The 18651-nt window shown below is 38.4% G+C and carries 21 protein-coding genes; 12 read left to right on the forward strand and 9 right to left on the reverse strand.

The features are described 5' to 3' along the window. Positions 1 to 8 precede the first annotated feature (8 nt). A complete protein-coding gene (clpA, locus tag RJ01_RS05975) occupies positions 9 to 2285 on the forward strand; it encodes an ATP-dependent Clp protease ATP-binding subunit ClpA (RefSeq protein WP_005235391.1) in 2277 nt (758 codons plus the stop codon). Between the two features lie 107 nt (positions 2286 to 2392). Continuing rightward, a complete protein-coding gene (locus RJ01_RS05980; protein WP_005235392.1) occupies positions 2393 to 2746 on the forward strand; it encodes a YnfA family protein in 354 nt (117 codons plus the stop codon). A gap of 80 nt (positions 2747 to 2826) precedes the next feature. On the opposite strand, the gene RJ01_RS05985 is transcribed toward RJ01_RS05980, so the two are convergent. From RJ01_RS05985 to RJ01_RS05995, 3 genes are all read right to left on the reverse strand, one after another. Then, positions 2827 to 3300 (reverse strand): hypothetical protein, encoded by a 474-nt coding sequence (locus tag RJ01_RS05985; protein WP_005235393.1) that lies wholly within the window; start codon positions 3298 to 3300, stop codon positions 2827 to 2829. Positions 3301 to 3406: 106 nt separating this feature from the next. Beyond that, positions 3407 to 4327, reverse strand: a complete 921-nt coding sequence (gene argF, locus RJ01_RS05990; RefSeq protein ID WP_005235395.1) for an ornithine carbamoyltransferase — start codon at positions 4325 to 4327, stop codon at positions 3407 to 3409. Positions 4328 to 4439: 112 nt separating this feature from the next. Then, entirely contained in the window at positions 4440 to 5090 is a 651-nt protein-coding gene (locus tag RJ01_RS05995) for a TetR/AcrR family transcriptional regulator (RefSeq protein ID WP_034170360.1), read from the reverse strand. 229 nt (positions 5091 to 5319) lie between these two features. Between RJ01_RS05995 and prpB the strand changes: the two genes are divergently transcribed. Further along, positions 5320 to 6204: a methylisocitrate lyase gene (gene prpB, locus RJ01_RS06000; RefSeq protein ID WP_034170361.1), complete on the forward strand. Its 885-nt coding sequence runs from the start codon at positions 5320 to 5322 to the stop codon at positions 6202 to 6204. Positions 6205 to 6208: 4 nt separating this feature from the next. Next, positions 6209 to 7348 (forward strand): 2-methylcitrate synthase, encoded by a 1140-nt coding sequence (gene prpC / locus RJ01_RS06005; RefSeq protein WP_005235399.1) that lies wholly within the window; start codon positions 6209 to 6211, stop codon positions 7346 to 7348. 75 nt (positions 7349 to 7423) lie between these two features. Here prpC and RJ01_RS06010 read toward each other — a convergent pair whose 3' ends face one another. Further along, a complete protein-coding gene (locus tag RJ01_RS06010; protein ID WP_034170362.1) occupies positions 7424 to 8038 on the reverse strand; it encodes a hypothetical protein in 615 nt (204 codons plus the stop codon). 108 nt (positions 8039 to 8146) lie between these two features. Further along, positions 8147 to 8620: a CinA family protein gene (locus tag RJ01_RS06015; RefSeq protein WP_005235403.1), complete on the reverse strand. Its 474-nt coding sequence runs from the start codon at positions 8618 to 8620 to the stop codon at positions 8147 to 8149. 254 nt (positions 8621 to 8874) lie between these two features. Here RJ01_RS06015 and RJ01_RS06020 point away from each other — a divergent pair, with 254 nt between their 5' ends. Then, positions 8875 to 9105, forward strand: coding sequence for a hypothetical protein (locus tag RJ01_RS06020; protein ID WP_004785991.1), 231 nt, complete (start codon positions 8875 to 8877; stop codon positions 9103 to 9105). A gap of 625 nt (positions 9106 to 9730) precedes the next feature. Further along, positions 9731 to 9967, forward strand: a complete 237-nt coding sequence (locus tag RJ01_RS06025; protein ID WP_034170363.1) for a hypothetical protein — start codon at positions 9731 to 9733, stop codon at positions 9965 to 9967. A 92-nt stretch (positions 9968 to 10059) separates the two neighbouring features. On the opposite strand, the gene RJ01_RS06030 is transcribed toward RJ01_RS06025, so the two are convergent. Continuing rightward, a complete protein-coding gene (locus tag RJ01_RS06030) occupies positions 10060 to 10401 on the reverse strand; it encodes a hypothetical protein (protein WP_034170364.1) in 342 nt (113 codons plus the stop codon). Between the two features lie 581 nt (positions 10402 to 10982). On the opposite strand from RJ01_RS06030, the gene RJ01_RS16360 reads away from it, so the two are divergent. The 4 genes from RJ01_RS16360 (at position 10983) to RJ01_RS16365 (ending at position 12739) form a co-directional block, all read left to right on the forward strand. Next, on the forward strand, positions 10983 to 11129 hold the full coding sequence (locus RJ01_RS16360; protein WP_004785985.1) for a hypothetical protein: 147 nt from the start codon (positions 10983 to 10985) through the stop codon (positions 11127 to 11129). A gap of 548 nt (positions 11130 to 11677) precedes the next feature. Beyond that, positions 11678 to 11968, forward strand: coding sequence for a type II toxin-antitoxin system HigB family toxin (locus tag RJ01_RS06035; RefSeq protein ID WP_034170365.1), 291 nt, complete (start codon positions 11678 to 11680; stop codon positions 11966 to 11968). Position 11969: 1 nt separating this feature from the next. After that, positions 11970 to 12371, forward strand: coding sequence for a type II toxin-antitoxin system HigA family antitoxin (locus RJ01_RS06040; protein ID WP_034170366.1), 402 nt, complete (start codon positions 11970 to 11972; stop codon positions 12369 to 12371). A gap of 215 nt (positions 12372 to 12586) precedes the next feature. After that, positions 12587 to 12739: a hypothetical protein gene (locus tag RJ01_RS16365; protein WP_162835330.1), complete on the forward strand. Its 153-nt coding sequence runs from the start codon at positions 12587 to 12589 to the stop codon at positions 12737 to 12739. 97 nt (positions 12740 to 12836) lie between these two features. Here the strand turns inward: RJ01_RS16365 and RJ01_RS06045 are convergent, their stop codons facing one another. From RJ01_RS06045 to RJ01_RS06055, 3 genes are all read right to left on the reverse strand, one after another. Further along, entirely contained in the window at positions 12837 to 14135 is a 1299-nt protein-coding gene (locus RJ01_RS06045; protein ID WP_034170367.1) for a Y-family DNA polymerase, read from the reverse strand. Then, a complete protein-coding gene (locus RJ01_RS06050) occupies positions 14132 to 14689 on the reverse strand; it encodes a LexA family transcriptional regulator (protein WP_034170368.1) in 558 nt (185 codons plus the stop codon). Before RJ01_RS06050 ends, RJ01_RS06045 begins: the two co-directional genes overlap by 4 nt. A 119-nt stretch (positions 14690 to 14808) precedes the next feature. Continuing rightward, entirely contained in the window at positions 14809 to 15444 is a 636-nt protein-coding gene (locus RJ01_RS06055; RefSeq protein ID WP_034170369.1) for an SOS response-associated peptidase, read from the reverse strand. 320 nt (positions 15445 to 15764) lie between these two features. On the opposite strand from RJ01_RS06055, the gene RJ01_RS16370 reads away from it, so the two are divergent. Continuing rightward, complete coding sequence (locus tag RJ01_RS16370; RefSeq protein WP_162835331.1) at positions 15765 to 15905, forward strand: hypothetical protein; 141 nt, start codon at positions 15765 to 15767, stop codon at positions 15903 to 15905. A 270-nt stretch (positions 15906 to 16175) separates the two neighbouring features. Next, a complete protein-coding gene (locus RJ01_RS06060) occupies positions 16176 to 16517 on the forward strand; it encodes a hypothetical protein (protein ID WP_034170370.1) in 342 nt (113 codons plus the stop codon). The last annotated feature ends 2134 nt before the right edge of the window (positions 16518 to 18651 follow it).

Consider the following 18651-nt stretch of genomic DNA (forward strand, 5'->3'; position numbering starts at 1 on the left):
GGGGTTGCATGCTCAGTCGTCAATTAGAAGTATCACTACGTTTGGCTGTCAGCATGGCTCGTCAAAAGAGACATGAGTTCCTGACCGTAGAACATTTATTATTAGCTTTACTCGACAATGATTCTGCCGTGAATGCCTTAAAAGCATGTGGTGCAGATATTATCGTTTTGCGTAAAGAATTAGAAGAGTATGTAGAACAACATACCCCTAAACTCGGTGAAAATAGTGATCAGGCACCTCATCCTACAGAAAGTTTTGACCGGATTTTGCAACGTGCAATTTTCCATGTTCAATCCAGTGGCGGTGATCGTACTGTAGAAGGCGCCGATATTCTGGTTGCGATGTATTCTGAGCGTGATTCTTTTGCGGTTTATCTGCTTAAACGTCATCAGATTAACCGTCTGACTTTAACTCAGTACCTTTCTCATGGTACGCGTAAAGACGAAGTACAGTCTGAAGAAGAAATTGAAGAGCTGGATGGTGAATCGGCTTCTTCCAATAATTCTGGTCCGCTAGAGCTGTATACGACCAATTTGAATCTGGAAGCTCAACGCGGCAAGACAGATCCATTGATTGGCCGTGAAAAAGAAATTGAGCGGGCAGCGCAAATTTTATGCCGTCGCCGTAAAAATAACCCATTGCTGGTCGGTGATCCAGGCGTGGGTAAAACGTCGATTGCTGAAGGTCTGGCTTGGTTGATCGTAAATGGTAAGGCACCAAAACCGCTAGAAAATGCTGAAATCTATAGCCTAGATATCGGTGCGCTGGTGGCGGGAACTAAATACCGCGGTGATTTCGAAAAGCGTTTAAAACAACTATTAAATGCCTTGAAGAAAAAACCGGATGCAGTGCTGTTCATTGATGAAATTCATATGATCATCGGTGCAGGTTCAAGCATGGGCAGCACTATGGATGCATCGAACCTGATCAAACCAGCATTAGCGAACGGATCTTTACGTTGCATCGGTTCAACCACATTCCAGGAATATCGTCAGGTCTTTGAAAAAGATCATGCCTTGTCACGTCGGTTCCAAAAAATAGATGTGAATGAACCTTCGATTACAGAAACGATTGATATCTTGCGTGGCCTGAAATCTAAATTTGAAGATTTCCATCATGTACAGTATGACGATCAGGCACTGGTTTCTGCGGTTGAGCTGTCAGCGAAATTTATTAATGACCGATTCTTGCCAGATAAAGCGATTGACGTGATTGATGAAGCCGGCGCACAACGACGTTTGAAAGCTGAGCAAGATGACAGCCTGATTACGGTTGAAAACATCGAAGACATTGTGTCCAAGATTGCCCGTATTCCACCGAAAACCGTCTCTAAAGATGATAAGTCTGTACTGGAGAACCTTGAGCGTGATCTGAAACGTGTGGTCTTCGGCCAGGATGAAGCAATTGAAGCTTTGGCTTCTGCGATCAAACTGTCTCGTGCAGGTTTGAAATCTCCAGATAAGCCAGTCGGTAGTTTTGTCTTCGCTGGTCCTACCGGTGTGGGTAAAACTGAAGTTACCAAGCAATTGGCGAAAATTTTGGGTGTAGAGCTGGTACGTTTCGATATGTCTGAATATATGGAACGTCACGCAGTCTCTCGTCTGATCGGTGCGCCTCCTGGCTATGTTGGTTTTGACCAAGGTGGTTTGTTGACCGATGCAATTCACAAAAATCCGCACTGTGTATTGCTGCTGGATGAGATTGAAAAAGCCCATCCAGATGTATTCAACTTGCTATTACAAATCATGGATCATGGTTCATTAACGGATAATAATGGTCGTAAGTCCGATTTCCGTAATGTGGTGCTGGTTCTAACGACTAATATTGGTGCGGAAAGTATTTCTCGTGTCAGCATTGGTTTCATGGAACAGGACAACAGTAATGACAACCAGGAAGCAATGAAGAAAGCGTTCTCGCCAGAATTCCGTAACCGTCTAGATGGCGTGATTCAGTTCAAGGCGTTGCCGAATACCATTATTGAAAATGTCGTGGATAAATTCCTGACTGAACTTCAAGCACAACTGGATGAGAAGAAAGTAGTGCTAGAGGTGGATCAAAGCGCACGTGAGTGGATGGCTGAAAATGGCTATGATCGCTTGATGGGTGCTCGACCAATGCAACGTCTGATTCAGGAACATCTGAAAAAACCATTGGCTGAAATGATTCTGTTTGGTGAACTGGCCGAAAATGGTGGTAACGTTTCAGTTTCTGTGAAGAAAGAAAATGGTAAGTCTGTCGGTCTGAAACTTGAAGTCTTCGAAGACCAGACTGCTGAACCAGCTTAATCATTGAATAGATCATCATCAGACCCGTGTTCGCACGGGTTTTGTTGTTTTATTTACCCTTAATTTATGTACTCTTGGTTTAAAGAGTTTCTGATTTAGAGAAATATATGGATATCCAGATTAGCAAGCTTTTAACTACGTTTTTTCTGTTTTTATTAACGGCATTGATGGAAATTTTGGGCTGTTATTTTCCTTACCTGATTTTAAATCAGGCTAAGAGTCAGTGGTTGTGGGTTCCGGCGGCATTAGCCTTAGCTGCGTTCGTCTGGCTTTTGACTTTGCATCCAGCCGCTTCTGGGCGTATTTATGCCGCTTATGGGGGAATTTATATTTTCTCAGCGTTGATGTGGCTGAGATTCGTGGATCAGGTCAGCCTTTCACGTTGGGATCTGCTGGGTGGAGTGGTGGTCATTCTAGGTGCGCTGATTATTATTTTACAGCCACAAGGTTTGATTCGTTAATCGTCTAGGTGTGTTTAGCAATGAGAACTAATCTAAATATAAAAGGCAGCTATAGCTGCCTTTATTGATTCTGGACAAGATTATTTTACATTACAGTCTTTCTGGGAGAGATCTACATTATAAGTATGCGTTTGGGAGCTAAGGCTAAGTTCGATTTTATAAGGATTGACGATTTGATAGCGATGTTCAAAAAAGATCTGACAGTTATTTAGAAGATTATTACGAATCACCTTAAGGACTTCTTTACGACCTAGGTCTTTCTCAAACTGGCTAAAGTCGGGTGTAGTGATCATGCCTTTAAGTGTGGTTTTATTGGCAGTAAGTTGTAACTGTTCTATGATTGTATTCTGATCGATTTGTAGTGGCAAAGTCTTGGAATCTTCCGCACTTAGCACGGCAAGCAGTTCGTTCAGCTCAGCTTTTTTCTCAATTTTAAACTTGCTGTCTAGAATGCCTTTTACTTGGAGATACTGGTCGAATTCAGAAGCATACACCGGTAAAGCAGCACTACTAAAACCTGCCAAGAGTGCCAAAGTCCAATATTTTTTTTGCATTGTATCGCATCACTTTTTATGTCGTTTCAATTCTGATTATAAGAGCTGAAACAAAAAAAGCACCAGAGATTGGTGCTTAATTTGTGAAGATTTTTTTTTGAGAAAATCAGTCTTTTTTCAGATTTTCATTCAACAGAAATTCAACCAGTGCTTTTTGTGCATGAAGACGGTTTTCTGCTTCATCCCAAGCCACAGCATTTTTGTGATCCAGCATGTTTTCAGAAATTTCTTCACCACGATGCGCAGGCAGGCAATGCATGAACAGGCAGTCTGGATGTGCAAGATCCATTAGGCGTTCATTCACCTGATAGTCCGCAAAAGCTTTCTCACGGATTTTCTGTTCTTCTTCCTGGCCCATACTTGCCCAAACGTCAGTTACGATCAGGTCGGCATTGACTGCTGCATCTTCAGCAGTATCGACCAGTTCTACACAATGTGCGAATTCAGACAGGAACTGTTCTTGAGGTTCATAGCCTTTCGGTGCTGCAACTTTTAGCTTGAAGCCCCACATGTGCGCTGCTTCGATATAAGAATTACACATATTATTGCCATCGCCAATCCAGGCAACAGTTTTACCTTCGATCGAACCACGATGTTCCAGATAAGTCTGCATGTCAGCAAGTAACTGGCAAGGGTGATGATCATCAGTCAAAGCGTTGATCACTGGAACTTTTGAATAAGAAGCAAAGCGTTCTACGATATCGTGACCGAAAGTACGGATCATCACAATATCCAGCATGCTGGAAATCACACGTGCAGAATCTTCAATTGGCTCACCGCGACCCAGCTGGGTATCACGTGAAGACAGGAAGATGGCACTACCACCGAACTGGCTCATGCCTGCTTCAAACGAAACACGCGTACGGGTACTCGATTTTTCAAAAATCATGCCCATGACTTTACCAACAAAGGGTTGGAACACTTCATTATTGTGCTGTTTGCGCTTAAGCTCGATTGCGCGCTGTAAAATCTGGTTCAGTTCTAAAGTTGATAAATCGCGTAAGGTGAGAAAGTGACGGAGAGCCATTCGTTACTCCACAATAATTGCCGAAAACTCGATCAACAATCAGTTGTTGGTTGGTTTAAGAAAAAAATACGGAATCGGCTAATATACTATATGAACAGGAAATTGCAAAAAACTAGACTTTTTGATGACCGTCTAAAAATCGATCCACGCAATAACTGATGTATTTGTCGATTTCTTGATCATCTTCCTCTATGGTAATCCCCATTAGAATCCGCCATTCCAGATTACGCAAAATACCAAAATATAACTGGGCAGAATATTGCGGATTTTCACAATATAGCAAACCTTGTTCATGGGCCTGTTCCAGTGCGGTAGCAATGGAACTTTGTACCTGAACCGGGCCGCGTTCATGAATATGGCGGGCCAGTTGAGGATTACGCTGACTTTGTTCCAGTACCAAACGCATAAAGGCTGCATTTTCCGGCTGCATGATTTGGCGGTAGAAGGTCAATAATGTCTGTACCAAATAACTACGAAAATCTAGCGCCATCAGTTCAATCGGAATGCTGATATCTTCAAAAAACTTGGTACGTCGATAATCACAAATAGCTTCAAACAGGCCTTCTTTATTGCCAAAGTACTTGTAAATGGAAGCTTTGGAACCGCCTGCATGCTGGACAATATCATCTAGAGAAACTGCCTCATAACCATGTTCCAGAAACAGTTCGGTCGCAGAGACCAACAGCGCAACGCAGCGCTCATGACCACGTTTGGTTTGAGGCAGATCTTTGGCGAGTGGTTCCAGATGAACAAGGTTTTGCATAGAGGATGGTATATCAACAGGTTATATAAACTTGGTAGTTCATCATAACAAATATATCCGCAGATTTCACAATCACACCGAATGAAGGCGGAATTTATTCAGTGAATCAAGTAAAACTTAAAAGTTTGACTAAAGTTTTAGAGTTTTTATTCTATTGGCTTATAGCATCATGGTTTCAAATCAGTATACTCAAATCTCAATAATTATAGCCAAGACTGTGGAAAGGAAGATGACAGAACAAATGTCTGCAGGTTTAAAGTTTAGACAAGCGCTTGAAGTCGAAAAACCATTACAAATTATGGGCACAGTGAATGCCTATGCTGCCATGATGGCCAAACAGGTCGGCTATAAAGCCATTTATCTCTCTGGCGCCGGTGTTGCAAACTATTCTTATGGTCTACCTGATCTAGGCATGACGAGTCTGGATAATGTTCTGGAAGATGTGCGTCGCATTACTGAACGCGTAGATACACCCTTACTGGTTGATATAGATACAGGCTGGGGCGGTGCATTTAATATCGCACGTAGCATCAAGCAGATGATTGCTGCTGGCGCTGCAGCTGTACATATCGAAGATCAGGTTGCACAAAAACGTTGTGGTCATCGTCCGAATAAGGAAATTGTGACCCAACAGGAAATGGTTGACCGGATTAAGGCGGCAGTCGATGCCAAAACCGATTCAAACTTTGTAGTGATGGCACGTACCGATGCACTTCAGAAAGAAGGTTTGCAGGCAGTGATTGACCGCGCTTGTGCCTGTGTCGAAGCAGGTGCAGATGCCATTTTTGCTGAAGCGATGACAGACATTACCATGTATCGTACTGTATGCGATGCAGTTGGTGTACCGGTTTTGGCCAATATTACGGAATTTGGTGACACACCATATTACACCACTGAAGAACTGGCTGAGCAGGGTATTCGCATGGTACTTTACCCGCTATCAGCTACCCGTGCGATGCAAAAGACGGCACTGGAAGTGATGCGCTCAGTGCGTGAAAATGGTACACAGGTGCATGTACTGGATAAAATGCAACCGCGTAAAGAATTATACGAATTTTTAGATTATCACAGCTTTGAAAACACATTAGATAAACTGTTCAAGCAGGAGAATTAAAACAATGGCTGAAGGAAAAGTACTCACTGGCGCAGGATTGCGCGGACAAGTTGCAGGAAAAACTGCACTTTCAACAGTAGGCAAAAGTGGTGCAGGCCTGACCTATCGCGGCTATGACGTACAGGATCTGGCAGAAAACTGTCAGTTTGAAGAAGTCGCTTACCTGATTTTCTTTGGTGAATTACCAACTTCAGAACAGTTGGCTGCCTATAAAGCAAAACTGAAATCTTTGCGTGTACTACCACAAGCGCTGAAAGAAGTACTTGAGCGTATTCCTGCTGATTCACATCCAATGGATGTGATGCGTACTGGCGTATCGATGCTGGGCAACCTTGAGACTGAACAGTCTTTTGATCAGCAACAGGATGTCGCAGACCGTATTCTGGCGACGTTGCCAGCAATTATCTGCTACTGGTATCGCTATAGCCATGACGGCGTACGCATTGATGAAAATACCGATGATGATTCAATAGGTGCTCAGTTCCTTCATTTGCTACATGGCAAGAAACCGAATCAGCTACATGAGCAAGTGATGAATGTATCCCTGATCCTGTACGCAGAGCATGAATTTAATGCTTCAACCTTCACAGCGCGTGTTTGTGCATCCACTTTGTCTGACTTGCATTCATGTATTACCGGTGCAATTGGTTCACTACGTGGCCCATTACACGGTGGTGCCAATGAAGCGGCAATGGATATGATTGAAAACTGGAAATCTCCAGAAGAAGCTGAGCGCGAAATGCTGGGCATGCTGGAGCGTAAAGAAAAAATCATGGGCTTTGGTCATGCGATTTATAAAGACAATGATCCGCGTAATGGCATTATCAAGCAATGGTCTGAAAAACTGGCAAAAGATGTAGGTGATACTGTGCTCTACCCAGTATCAGTGCGTTGTGAAGAAGTCATGTGGCGCGAGAAAAAACTGTTCTGTAATGCGGACTTTTTCCATGCTTCTGCTTATCACTTTATGGGTATTCCAACCAAACTGTTTACGCCAATCTTTGTAATGTCACGCGTCACAGGTTGGGCGGCGCATGTGATGGAACAACGTGCAGATAACCGTATTATCCGTCCGAGCGCGGATTATACTGGTCCAGAGTTGCGTAAAGTGGTTCCAATTGCTGAGCGCACTTCTGCTGCGTAAGCCAGAGATATTCTAAATATGAAAATAAGGTCTCCATGAGGCCTTATTTTTTGCTGATTGTTGATTGACGTCGGTTTACCGACTTAATAATGCTGGATCTTCAATGTGATAACCAGTTTCGAATGGGAGGCCTAAGTATTTTACCGTCACCAGTATTTTATTCTGTTTCGGTACTTGATAAGTTTGGCTTAATCTTAAATCTGCTTTATAACTGACTGCTTGTTGAACAGGACTTTTATACTGGCTAGATTGCACCTGATATTGATAAGTCCATTTTGGAACTTTCTGTTTAGGATCATGCCATGCAGGGGCAGTACCTTTGCTGGTCTTTAATAGCTTGAGCTGAATGTTTTGCTTTTGCAAAGGTACTAACGGAATCAGACGCTTTTTAATTTTGGCAATTTCCTGGTCAAACTTACGGCTGTCCTGATCGTAGTCAATCTGCTTGGTTTTTGGATTGATATACAGGGAGTTCACCTGAATTAGCTGATTCGGAGTTTTGGATTTAAAATGATAATAATACAGTTGAGGTAGGCGTCCGCGACCATCGAGATAATGCCGCAACAGATAAAGTTTCTGGTCTTTGACTTCATACCCCAAAACTTCAATATTCTGTGGGCCACCGACAGTGGCGAAAGTGGATACAGGAATGCCAAGTGCGAGCAAAAGGGCTGCAAATCTTATTTTCATCACTGATCAGGCCTCATTAAAACAACGTGCTTTTATAAGAAATAATTTAACTATAAATACAGTAGAAATAATGAAGTTTGATCAGCATTTATATAAACAGTTTTGGCTTTAGGTGTTGAGTAGATTAATCATGTCATGTGCGATGACGGCTGCCAGTTTATTGAGACGTTCCTGTGGTGTGCCTTTAATATAATACTGGAACTGGTGAGTCTGAAGACCATCATAAACAGCGGCGAAGAAAGTACCTTCCGGTTTATCAGGTGTTGCACTACCGCCTGGTTTAAGCAAGCCTGTACAAGCAATAATCCAGTCCGCCTCCTGAAACATTTTTTTACCTGCCTCAGCCAGAGCAACCGTTACAGGCATAGATTCGGCTGAATGGGTGCTAATTAGATTCGGAGAAATTTCCAAAACATTGATCTTCACGGACGGATCGTAGCATACCAGACCTCCCAACAAGATTTCAGCACCTTCATTTTTGCAAATTGAAAACTGACTGGTTAAATAGCCAGAACTTGCACTTTCAATAAAAGCAATCTTGATGTTTCTTTGTTCCAGCAGGCCACAACATGTTTTAATCATAATGTCTATTTTTTCTTAGAAGGTAATCTTTATTCCAATGTAGTCCCATTTTGCTTTTGTATCAACTGTGAGATTATTCCTTTATTATGATGAAAGGTAAAATATTTTTGTAATTTTAGTATTCCAAACGTAAGTTTGGCAGTTGTTAAACTGATTGCTTAATGCTTGGACAATATTTGAAATTAATGGTTTTAACTTGCTCTGATCAGTGGTAAAAATAAAAATAAAGTGCTTAAGGAAAGTAGGTTGTAAGAATGAAAACCACAGTAAAGTATTCCGTATTAAAAAGTCTAGATTATCAACTGGGTACTCCTTTATTTCAGGAAGAAATTGAGGCAGATGGTCAATATTTTGATCAGATCCCAAGCATCATTCATTACCAGAATTTAAAGTTTAAAGTTAAAAGCAAAGAATTAAAGCGTTTATATCTGGCCGAAGAGCAAGAAGAAAACCAAACCATTATTGTAAAAGTGGTCGCAATCTAAAAATAACTTATTGAAAATAAGCCTCTTAAAATAAGAGGTTTATTTATTAGATAAAGGTCATTAAAATAGAATTTGATTAGATTTAATAAAAAAATTTAATAATAATTTTAAAAATATAAAGTCAAGGTAAATTGGTAACTGAAAAGGCCTTATTTGTGATTCTATGTAATATAGTCTGCTATTTAAAAATGGTTTTTTTCGTTTTTATATTTAATGATCTAATTTTTAGAAAATTAGGTTAAAGATGTATAAGAAATTATAATTTTAAATAATTGATAAAATTCAATATCTTATAAATATAATCATATTTTATATAAGTATCAAAATGTATTTCTAAATTTTATTTTAAATTTAAGTTTATATAAAATTTTTTGATTAAGTTATGACTTTAAATAAAAAATAAAATTTATAAAAGATAGAAAGCTTTCAATATGTGTTCATTCTATTATTAAAAGTAATTTATGTTTCTTATAAATCCAGACTTCAATTACTTAACTTACCTTTTTTTACATTGAATTAATATGTAACAGGTAATAACTTGGCGAATTTTTAAAAATAGGTAGAGTAAATATTAAGTCGAAACCTAATCATCGGCGATTTAAAGCAAATAGTAAGGAGTTACACCATGGCTAATAATCAACAGCAAAATCAGCAAGACCAACAGAACCAACAACAACAGCAAGACCAACAACGTCAGCAAAACCAGAATCAAAATCAGCAACAGCCGAACCAGCAGCAACAACAGCCGCAGGGACAGCAAAACCAACAGCGTCAGCAGGGCCAACAGGACCAGCAACGCAATCAGCAACAACAGCAACAGCCACAACAAGATAACCAGCAGCAAAATTTGCGTAATCAATAAGATTAGTCAAAGCTGCAGCGCTCATATCTAAGCTGTGTAATCTCTACAAAAAACCGCCTTTTTTAAGGCGGTTTTTTATTGTTCAGAATAAATTAGCATTGAATATTGGCTTTTACTTTATAAAAGTCGAGCGCATTTTTCAGATCTTTCAGTAGTTCCTGATCATCATATTCTTGTGGCATCAGTTTTATTAGGGTCGGCATATAATGAGTTTTATATTCTTTAGGATAATCCTCACATAAAATATGTGTTCTTTCCTCAAGACTGATAGTAGAAGAATCTAATTTATCTAAATAAGCACTCAATCGGGCATCGGATTTTTCAAATTCAGCTTTCACTGCTGGATCAGGTTCAGCTGATACATCTGCCTGTTGTTTCTGGCAGCCTGTGATGGCCAATGCCAATAGGGCAATTATGAATAATGATATTTTCATGGCAACAATATATTGTTATCAGTCATTGTAAAAATTATAAAGAGAAATGAGTGAAAGAGCACCTGCCTTTAAACTCATTGACAGCTGAGAAAATAAAAAATGAAAAGGACTTTGATAAAATAAGTAAAATATCTACCAATATGTATAAGTTGCATATTTGCTTTTATGACTCTCTTGATTGAATGAAAACTGCATGAACCAAAGTTTTTTGTATTTAATTGCATCTAAGTTGATGAAAAATAGCCAATAAAATATAAAACATAACCTATATTCAACATTTGGTAAAAAAGCCTCTATATTTCATATACATATTAGATGCATGACAAGTGGTACTTTATCATCACTACAACAACTCAGATAAAATAATTTAAAATCAGCAAGTTAAAAAGCCCTGCTTAATCCAGACAGTTAAGCAGGGCTCATTTTTTAGATCATAAATATGCCAAAAACTAATGATTCTTCGACATTTATCCTTCACATAAGTTTTCATATACAACATAAAACCTGAAAATACGTTCAAGTGTGAAACATGAATAGATGTTATTTATATATCTCTTTTCATGAAAAGACAGGGTAGAGCTATGATGAGATGTATCTGTGCATTTGGTATGGGTGTCATGGTGGGATGTTGCTTTAAATCTTGCAAAGAAAAAATGTGCCGGATGATGAGCAAGGATCACGGTACCAAAGACCAAGCGCCAAAACATGAAGAGAGTGTACAAATTTAGAGGCTATAGCTTGCCTGTGCAATCGCAGTACAGGTGAGTGATTCAATCGTTTCAAGGTAAATAAATCGTGGAACTGTAAGCCATTATCTTTAAAGCAACAAAGCTCGATCCATGATCGAGCTGTTCACAGTCAGGAGAAACATATGTTCCAATTTATATGTTGTTTATTTGGTCTTCATGGTGCGACTGAAATTGATTATACAGTCGATGATTTCGAAGTCAAAAAGTGTCGTGATTGCTTGAAAGATTTAAATTAACTCTCTAGACCTTCGTGGTTTAGATGGATGTTGAACCCCCGTTCGATTTTAGATTGACGGGGGTTTTCATTTTTTTATCATTGCTATTTGAAAATAGAACCAACATATCCACGCTAATTCATAAATATTGATAGTTAATTAATGAAAATTATTAAAAATAAGGGTTTATTTAATTTTAACTTGTGATTTGATCATAACAATACTCATCTCAACTAAATTCATCCTTTAAACGTTATTGCAATATGCGATATTTAGGTTATACTTTCAATATAGCAAATGCGATAAATAATTATGCATGTGATCACTTACGCTCGGATTCTGGAAGCAATGCAAAAGTGGCCACACGCTGAAACTGCATTGGATGGTTGGTATCGACTTATCAAGGCCAATGATCCTAAGGATTTTGCCGACATGAAGCGATTATTTCCCGCAGTCGATAAAGTCGGGAAATTTCATGTCTTTGATATTGGTGGCAACAAGATCAGGTTGATCGCAGTTGTGATGTATCAGGCAAAACGTGTCTATATTCGCCATGTCTTATCCCATCAGGAATATGACAAAGGTCATTGGAAGGAGGCTTAATATGAATGCAATGATTAAACAGGCCGTTGATCACTGGCGTTATGTTGCACCATTGCTCAGCAAGCCAGAAACTAAAGAAGACTTTAATACCCTTACTGAAGCTTTAGATGAACTTCTGGATATTGTAGGTGATGATGAGTCGCATCCCTTAATGGGACTGATTCTTCAGCTGGGTGATTTAGTCTCAGCTTATGAACATGAGCATTTGCCGATGCCAGAAGGCGATGGACGTACTGCATTGGCTTTCCTGATGGAACAGCATGGTCTAAGCCAATCAGACCTATCTGATATAGCTACCCAGTCGGTCATTTCTGAAATCCTGAATGGTAAACGTCAGCTCAATATCCGTCATATTAAAGCTTTGTCTGAACGTTTTAACATTTCTGCAGATACTTTCTTTTAAGTAATAAGAAACCAAATTTTAAATTGATCTATGAGCTGTGCTTTCTGGAAGCAGGTTGCACAGCCAGACAGATTTAGATTAGAACAAGAAGTGTATATAAGCTCTGATTAGAAGAATATATGTTTATTAAAATGTATGGAAAACATAAATATTATTGATGTTTAACCTTATATGTCCTAATAATTTTCTAAGCATCTAGAGAAAAGGGAATATATATGATAACTCATGCAGACCACCAAACAGAGCAAGAAGATAATCCGCAAAAAGAATCTAATGATGATAAAGGCAATCAAGCAACCTATAAGGGTGTAAAGCCTGAGAAAAAGCCTAATGCAGAGCCTGAGCATCCGCTGAGGGAGCAAAAGTAAGATATGAATATCAGAAAGCCCTAATTAAATTTAGGGCTTTTTAGATTTTGATTTAAGTCTCGGAAAATTTCTGCTTCACTTTACTGGGAAGATGAAATTAATGATCAATCTTTAACAGTCCATCCCAACTAAAATAATTCTGGCTTAGATGCTGTTGAGACATGGCCCAGCTCCGGTCAGGCATTTTAGTTGCTCCAATTGCCAGCTTTTGATCGCCAAATTTTTCTTTTACTTTTTCTAGCGCTTGTTGAAGCTTCTCATTTTTCTCGATCTGAGCATGATCAGAGAGCAAGTCATAGACATAGGCCGATTTAGGTTCAAGCGCCGTTAAAATAACCCCGCATTTTTTAAACTCTACACCTTCTGAAAACAGCTCATGCATCTGTTGTATCAATGCCCGGTTCATTACAACAGCGGAATCAGTGGGTTCAGGAAAAGAGATACTGATAGATTGATGATAAAAGGGTTCGTTCTTGTCAAAAGGATTGGATTGAGCGAAAGCAATGATGCAACCACATAAGGATTGATCTTCTCTCAAGCGTTTGACGGCATTTTGCAGGTAATCACTCATAGCCTCCGTTAAAGCTTCAAGATCTGTTACTCGGCAACCAAATGAGCGTGAAGAAATAATCTGCTTCTTGGGCTGGCACGCCTGTTCCAGTTCAATACAGGAAATTCCCTGTAATTCCATCACAGTTCTTTGCATAACAACTGAAAATAATTTTCCGATTCGATGACAATCGGCCTGAGCTAAATCAAGAACGGTATGTATACCTAAGTTCTTCAACTTTTTACTCTGCTGGCGCCCAACCCCCCAGACTTCAGCAACATCAATCAAGCTCCAGAAGTAATTTCTATATTGTGGATGCATAGAAGAAAGATCGCAAACCCCATTAAAGCGTTTGGCTTTCTTGGCCATATAGTTGGCTAATTTAGCTTCGGTTTTGGAACGGCCAATGCCTACACAAACGGGTAGGCCAATCCATTGCAAAATACGCCGTCGCATATCCTGACCATATTCTGTTAAATCATGATTTTTTGCATAAGCTGTAATTTTCAGAAAGCATTCATCTATGGAATAAACCTCCTGTTCACCAGGTGCTACATATTCAGACAGAATGGAATGAAAGCGTTTGGACATTTCTGCATAGAGGGCATAGTTGCTGGATAGCACCTGAACTTGATGCTGCTCGACGATATCGCGGATCTGGAAGAGCGGAACAGCCATTTTAATGCCGAGATCTTTTGCTTCCTGCGAACGTGAGACTACACAACCATCGTTATTTGACAGCACAATCACAGGTACATGATTCAGTTTCGGATTGAATAGGCGCTCGCAACTGACATAGCAGTTATTGACATCAATCAGCGCATAGATTTCCTGCTGATATTTCATCTGAATTTTTTAATGACGTTGGTGACCACACCCCAGATTTCAAATTGCTGACCTTCTACAGGATGAATATCGGGATAGTCGTCATTCTCAGCTTTTAGCCAGCAACCCTTTACATCGATAATCAGCCGTTTGACAGTAAATTCGTTATCTACACAGGCAATCACAATATCTCGGTGTTGCGCTTCAATGCTACGATCTACAATCAGAGCATCATTGATATCAATACCTGCATTCAGCATCGACAGCGAATTGGCACGAACAATAAAAGTAGCATTAGCGTTATTGATCAGAAATTCATTCAGGTCGAGTTTTTTATCAATATAGTCTTGTGCGGGTGAGGGAAAACCAGCCTGAACGCGTTCAGTGACCAGAGGAATTTCCATTTGAGTAACAGGATCAAACTGGCGAATATCACTGATTTCATTTTCTTTTTTAAGTGATTTTAAGTATGCTTTGATATCCAGGACTTTAGATTCAGGTACACGAATTACTTTGGTTTCTTCAGCTTTCTTTCTGCCTGCACCAATTCTAAAGCCTCCATGCGAATTTGTCATAAATCTGCTACTTCTTGATTGTTGTTACATTAATCAAGATTGTAATGATTGCTTTATTTTTATACAAATAAAATAAATGATTTAAAATCAGATATTAATAATTAAACTGCTTTTATATTTCAGTTTTCCGACAAACGGGGATCTCGCGGCTTTGCAATAAATTCATCCCGCATTTCGAAGAAAAACTCATTTGCTTCCTCATGATCGCAGTGCAGCCAGTCCTGTCTTGACTCTTCCGGTATCATAATAATCGAGCGTTTTTCATCATTGGGATTATGGAACTGTTTCATAAAAGAATGCTGATTTGCATTAATCGTGAGCATTGAAAAAGACCGAACTTTTTCACCCTCAATGATTGCATCATCATAAATGGCTGCAACAGTAAAAGGATCGCCGTCTTCGCGAGAAATAGCATACCAATGAGATTTGCCATCAATGTATTTGGGCTCATAGAACGTATCTACAGGTACCAAGGCAAACTGATTGTTTTTCCAGGCATGTCGAAAGCTTGCTTTTGAGGCGACTGTTTCAGTCCGGGCATTATAAGTATGCCGACCAAATTTTAATTCTTTGGCCCAAGAAGGGATAAGTCCGAAACGTGCGATATCCAGTTCAAACTCGTCAGCACCGCGCATAATGATGGGAGCGGGAGCTAAAGGATATACATGTGTTTTCATATCCAGTTCAAGCTGTTCTTCATGAATATCTAATAAAGAGAGACGGCTTTTTGAGGGGAATTCATAGTTTGAACACATGGGCGAACGCTCTCATGATGATCTATCATGAGAATTAAAATATAAGAGAGATAAGTGCAAAACAATTTGAATATCGTAAGTTGGATTTTGACCAGCAAGCAGGATTTTTATTTTATAAGTATATATTTAGAGCCTAAAAATATTTAACTCAATAATATTTTAAGTAAATTTAATATTATGAAAAGATTAAACTTTTATTTAATCTATACAGATATACATAATTTAACTTTTTATTTAAAAAAACACTCCAAATGGCTTTGGAAAGCTACAAATATAGATGTTAGTTATATAGGCTTGCATTTATGAGCATGAGGTGAAAGATGAAGTTATTAACGTTAATTGGTGCAGGTGTACTTGCGAGTTATTGTTATAAGAAAATGAAATACAAAAAGGACGGTTCAAACAATCCTACTCCTCAGAATGAACAGGTAGACAGTCAAGCAGCAAACCCTGTTGAATAATGCCTTTAAAGGGCCTCACAACTAGCAAGAAAAGGTTGTGAGGTCTCCCATTCTTTCAGTAGAGTCATCTCTGACAAATCTTATATAATATTCAGAACTTTGATATTTTCAGAGAAACAGCAAGCTCTTTTTAGCTATTATACCTTTTCATCTGTTCTAAATTTTCCTGATTAAATTTATTGATAAAGTTGAATGGTTTACAAAACTATTCATTTTAATAATAGCCATACTTTAAAAATAATGTGATCCTCTTTCTCAGGAGGACAGCTTATGAAAAAACTAATTATCTTGCCTCTTGTAGCTTTAATACTTCTGGGGTGTAGTCAACCAAATACACAGCAAGAAGCTGACTCTAAGATCCTACAGGATGAGGATTTAAAAAAATTTAGGGAGATGGTAAGGAATGCTTTACCGAATTCAGACCTGGTTCAATTTCATCAACAAGAGGGAGAATGTGGTGAGGTTAGTTTCAGAGATAAATCTACGAATGAAATGAAGCATCGGAGGTTTATTGTAGTGAATAAAAATATTGTGCTGATTGAAAGACGGCAGGTCGATCAGGAATATTTTGACCTTTCATGGAGGAATGCGTGTCGTGATTATTTCGGGTAAAGAAAGAATATTTATTAAAATTCTTATTTGAAAATAGTGACCGCTATAATTGAATATCAATAAAAACATTTGATCATTGAGCCACTTTTTAGAGTGGCTTTTTAATGTCTGGATTTCTGAATTTTGTTCGAAATATGGTTACTGAATAGATCTGTATTTCATATTCTAGCTTCGTACTAATAGATAGAATGTTGATCAATTTATATAGATGATAAATATAAAAATTATTTAAAAAAGGAACAAATATTGCTTCTTGAAAGTATAGTTTTTGCTTTAGGTTCTGGATATGTATCTCTTTAAAATATGCGGCATTATTTTCCTTGTCATCCTTGCTGTTTCTCTCATGGTTTTGGGTCTTATTTATCAGGATCCTTTATTTGCTTTGATCGGGCTCTTGTTTGCTGTTTGCGCAGTATTATTATTTTCCATGATGAAGGAAAGTCTTGCTGACTTTTAGATCACTCATTTCGTTTAAAAGCTTAAAGATTTGGACTAGAGATCAAGGTGAATAGCAGGATGATAGTCATCAATATTATGCACCGAGATGGAATCAACAATTTAGAAAAATAATTGTGTTGAAAAGTCTTTGGATTAATCAGTGTAATAAGGAAGACTTATACGGGCAACCAGTCATGTGGATTAGATTGATAAGATGATCTGATAATACACTCATTGCTGGGTGCTATTTTGCAGAAGTTCATCGAAAGATGGGCTTTTTTGTTACCTAAAATAAAGCTCTATCAAGTTCATACTAGAAATTATTGACTCCAAAGATCACAATTTAGACTTTTTATATATGGATAGATATTTAATTTCTATATATATTTATATTTGTCATGAATTGGCTATTGTTTGACCGTTGTACATTTCGTCAACAATCCTGAATCAGCGCAAAATGATAAAGGGGAAGAGCCCACAGCAATGTGGGCTTTTTTATTGCCTAAAGAAAAGTTTGGCTTAATTTCTTACTAGGTATCTGGCTTGAATAGCTTAGCTAAGTAATAGATCTGGTCAAAGAGACTGAGATTAACTAGAAATTTGAATAAGTGACTTATTTCTATTTTATCGGTCAATATGATTGTTAATCATCGACTTAATATCAAAGTGTGATTGACTGCATACAATATTTTCATTATATTTTACCATATGTTCAAAAATCTCCACGTTTTGAATTTAGAGTTCTGCCCACATCGTCCCCAATGATGTGGGTTTTTTTGACTAGAATAGCTAAGTGATATTTTCATTAACCTATAATTAAAGAAGAGGGTAGCACCTAGTTCTGTGAAGAGGCTATTTTTACATCAATAGGTATGATAGATTAGGGTTCTGGCGGTAACTGCCTATACGGATCAGTCCAGCAAGTTCATCTTGTGACACTCCCGTCGTTTGAAGTGTTACTATGAAGAAGCTCGCCAAATGGTAGGCTTTTTAAGAATTCAAAGTTCATATACCTGCATTCCATGACTTGCGGGTATTTTTTTGTTTGGTGTAATGTGGATCAAGGACTTTGAATGTTGAATGTTGAGACTTGGTATTGTATATTTTACCAAATGTTGAAAATTGGTATATCGGTATGTGGGATTTTGTAAAAAGTTTTAATAATTCTAATACTTATTTAATAATTTCCTTTGTTTTGTTGTTAGTGCTTTCTATGTATTTTTACGTGATAGATCCTATGTAAGAAAATTAAGTTTAAAAAGCTCACCAAATGGTGGGCTTTTTTTATTGATGTTTTATTAATCAAATAAGTGGCATACTAGGTCTCTTGTCTAAATCAAGTTGAATCCTTGTGAAAAAGAAAAGGGTTGTGATTTTATGCGGAGTATTATTAGCACTTATATTCTTTTTGTGTTTTCACGTACATAACCTTTCTAAAAAAGAGAGGTTGGAGAGTTTAGAGAGACTATCCAGGGAGGTTGCAACCTCCAAATAACTTTTCAACAAAGGTTAAATGAAAGCTCATCGAAAGATGGGCTTTTTTGTTACCAGGAGAAAAGTATGCTCCAATTCATATTCTGTTTGTTTGGCCTACATGGTGTCACTGAAATCGATTACACGGCTGATGATGAAGAAATCATGAACCGTACCGGGTTTGTCGGAGAATCAATATTCTGAGTGAGAAGCACTGCTTCGC

The organism is Acinetobacter sp. YZS-X1-1 (genome assembly GCF_000804305.1).
In the GTDB taxonomy this organism is placed as follows: Bacteria; Pseudomonadota; Gammaproteobacteria; order Pseudomonadales; family Moraxellaceae; genus Acinetobacter; species Acinetobacter variabilis.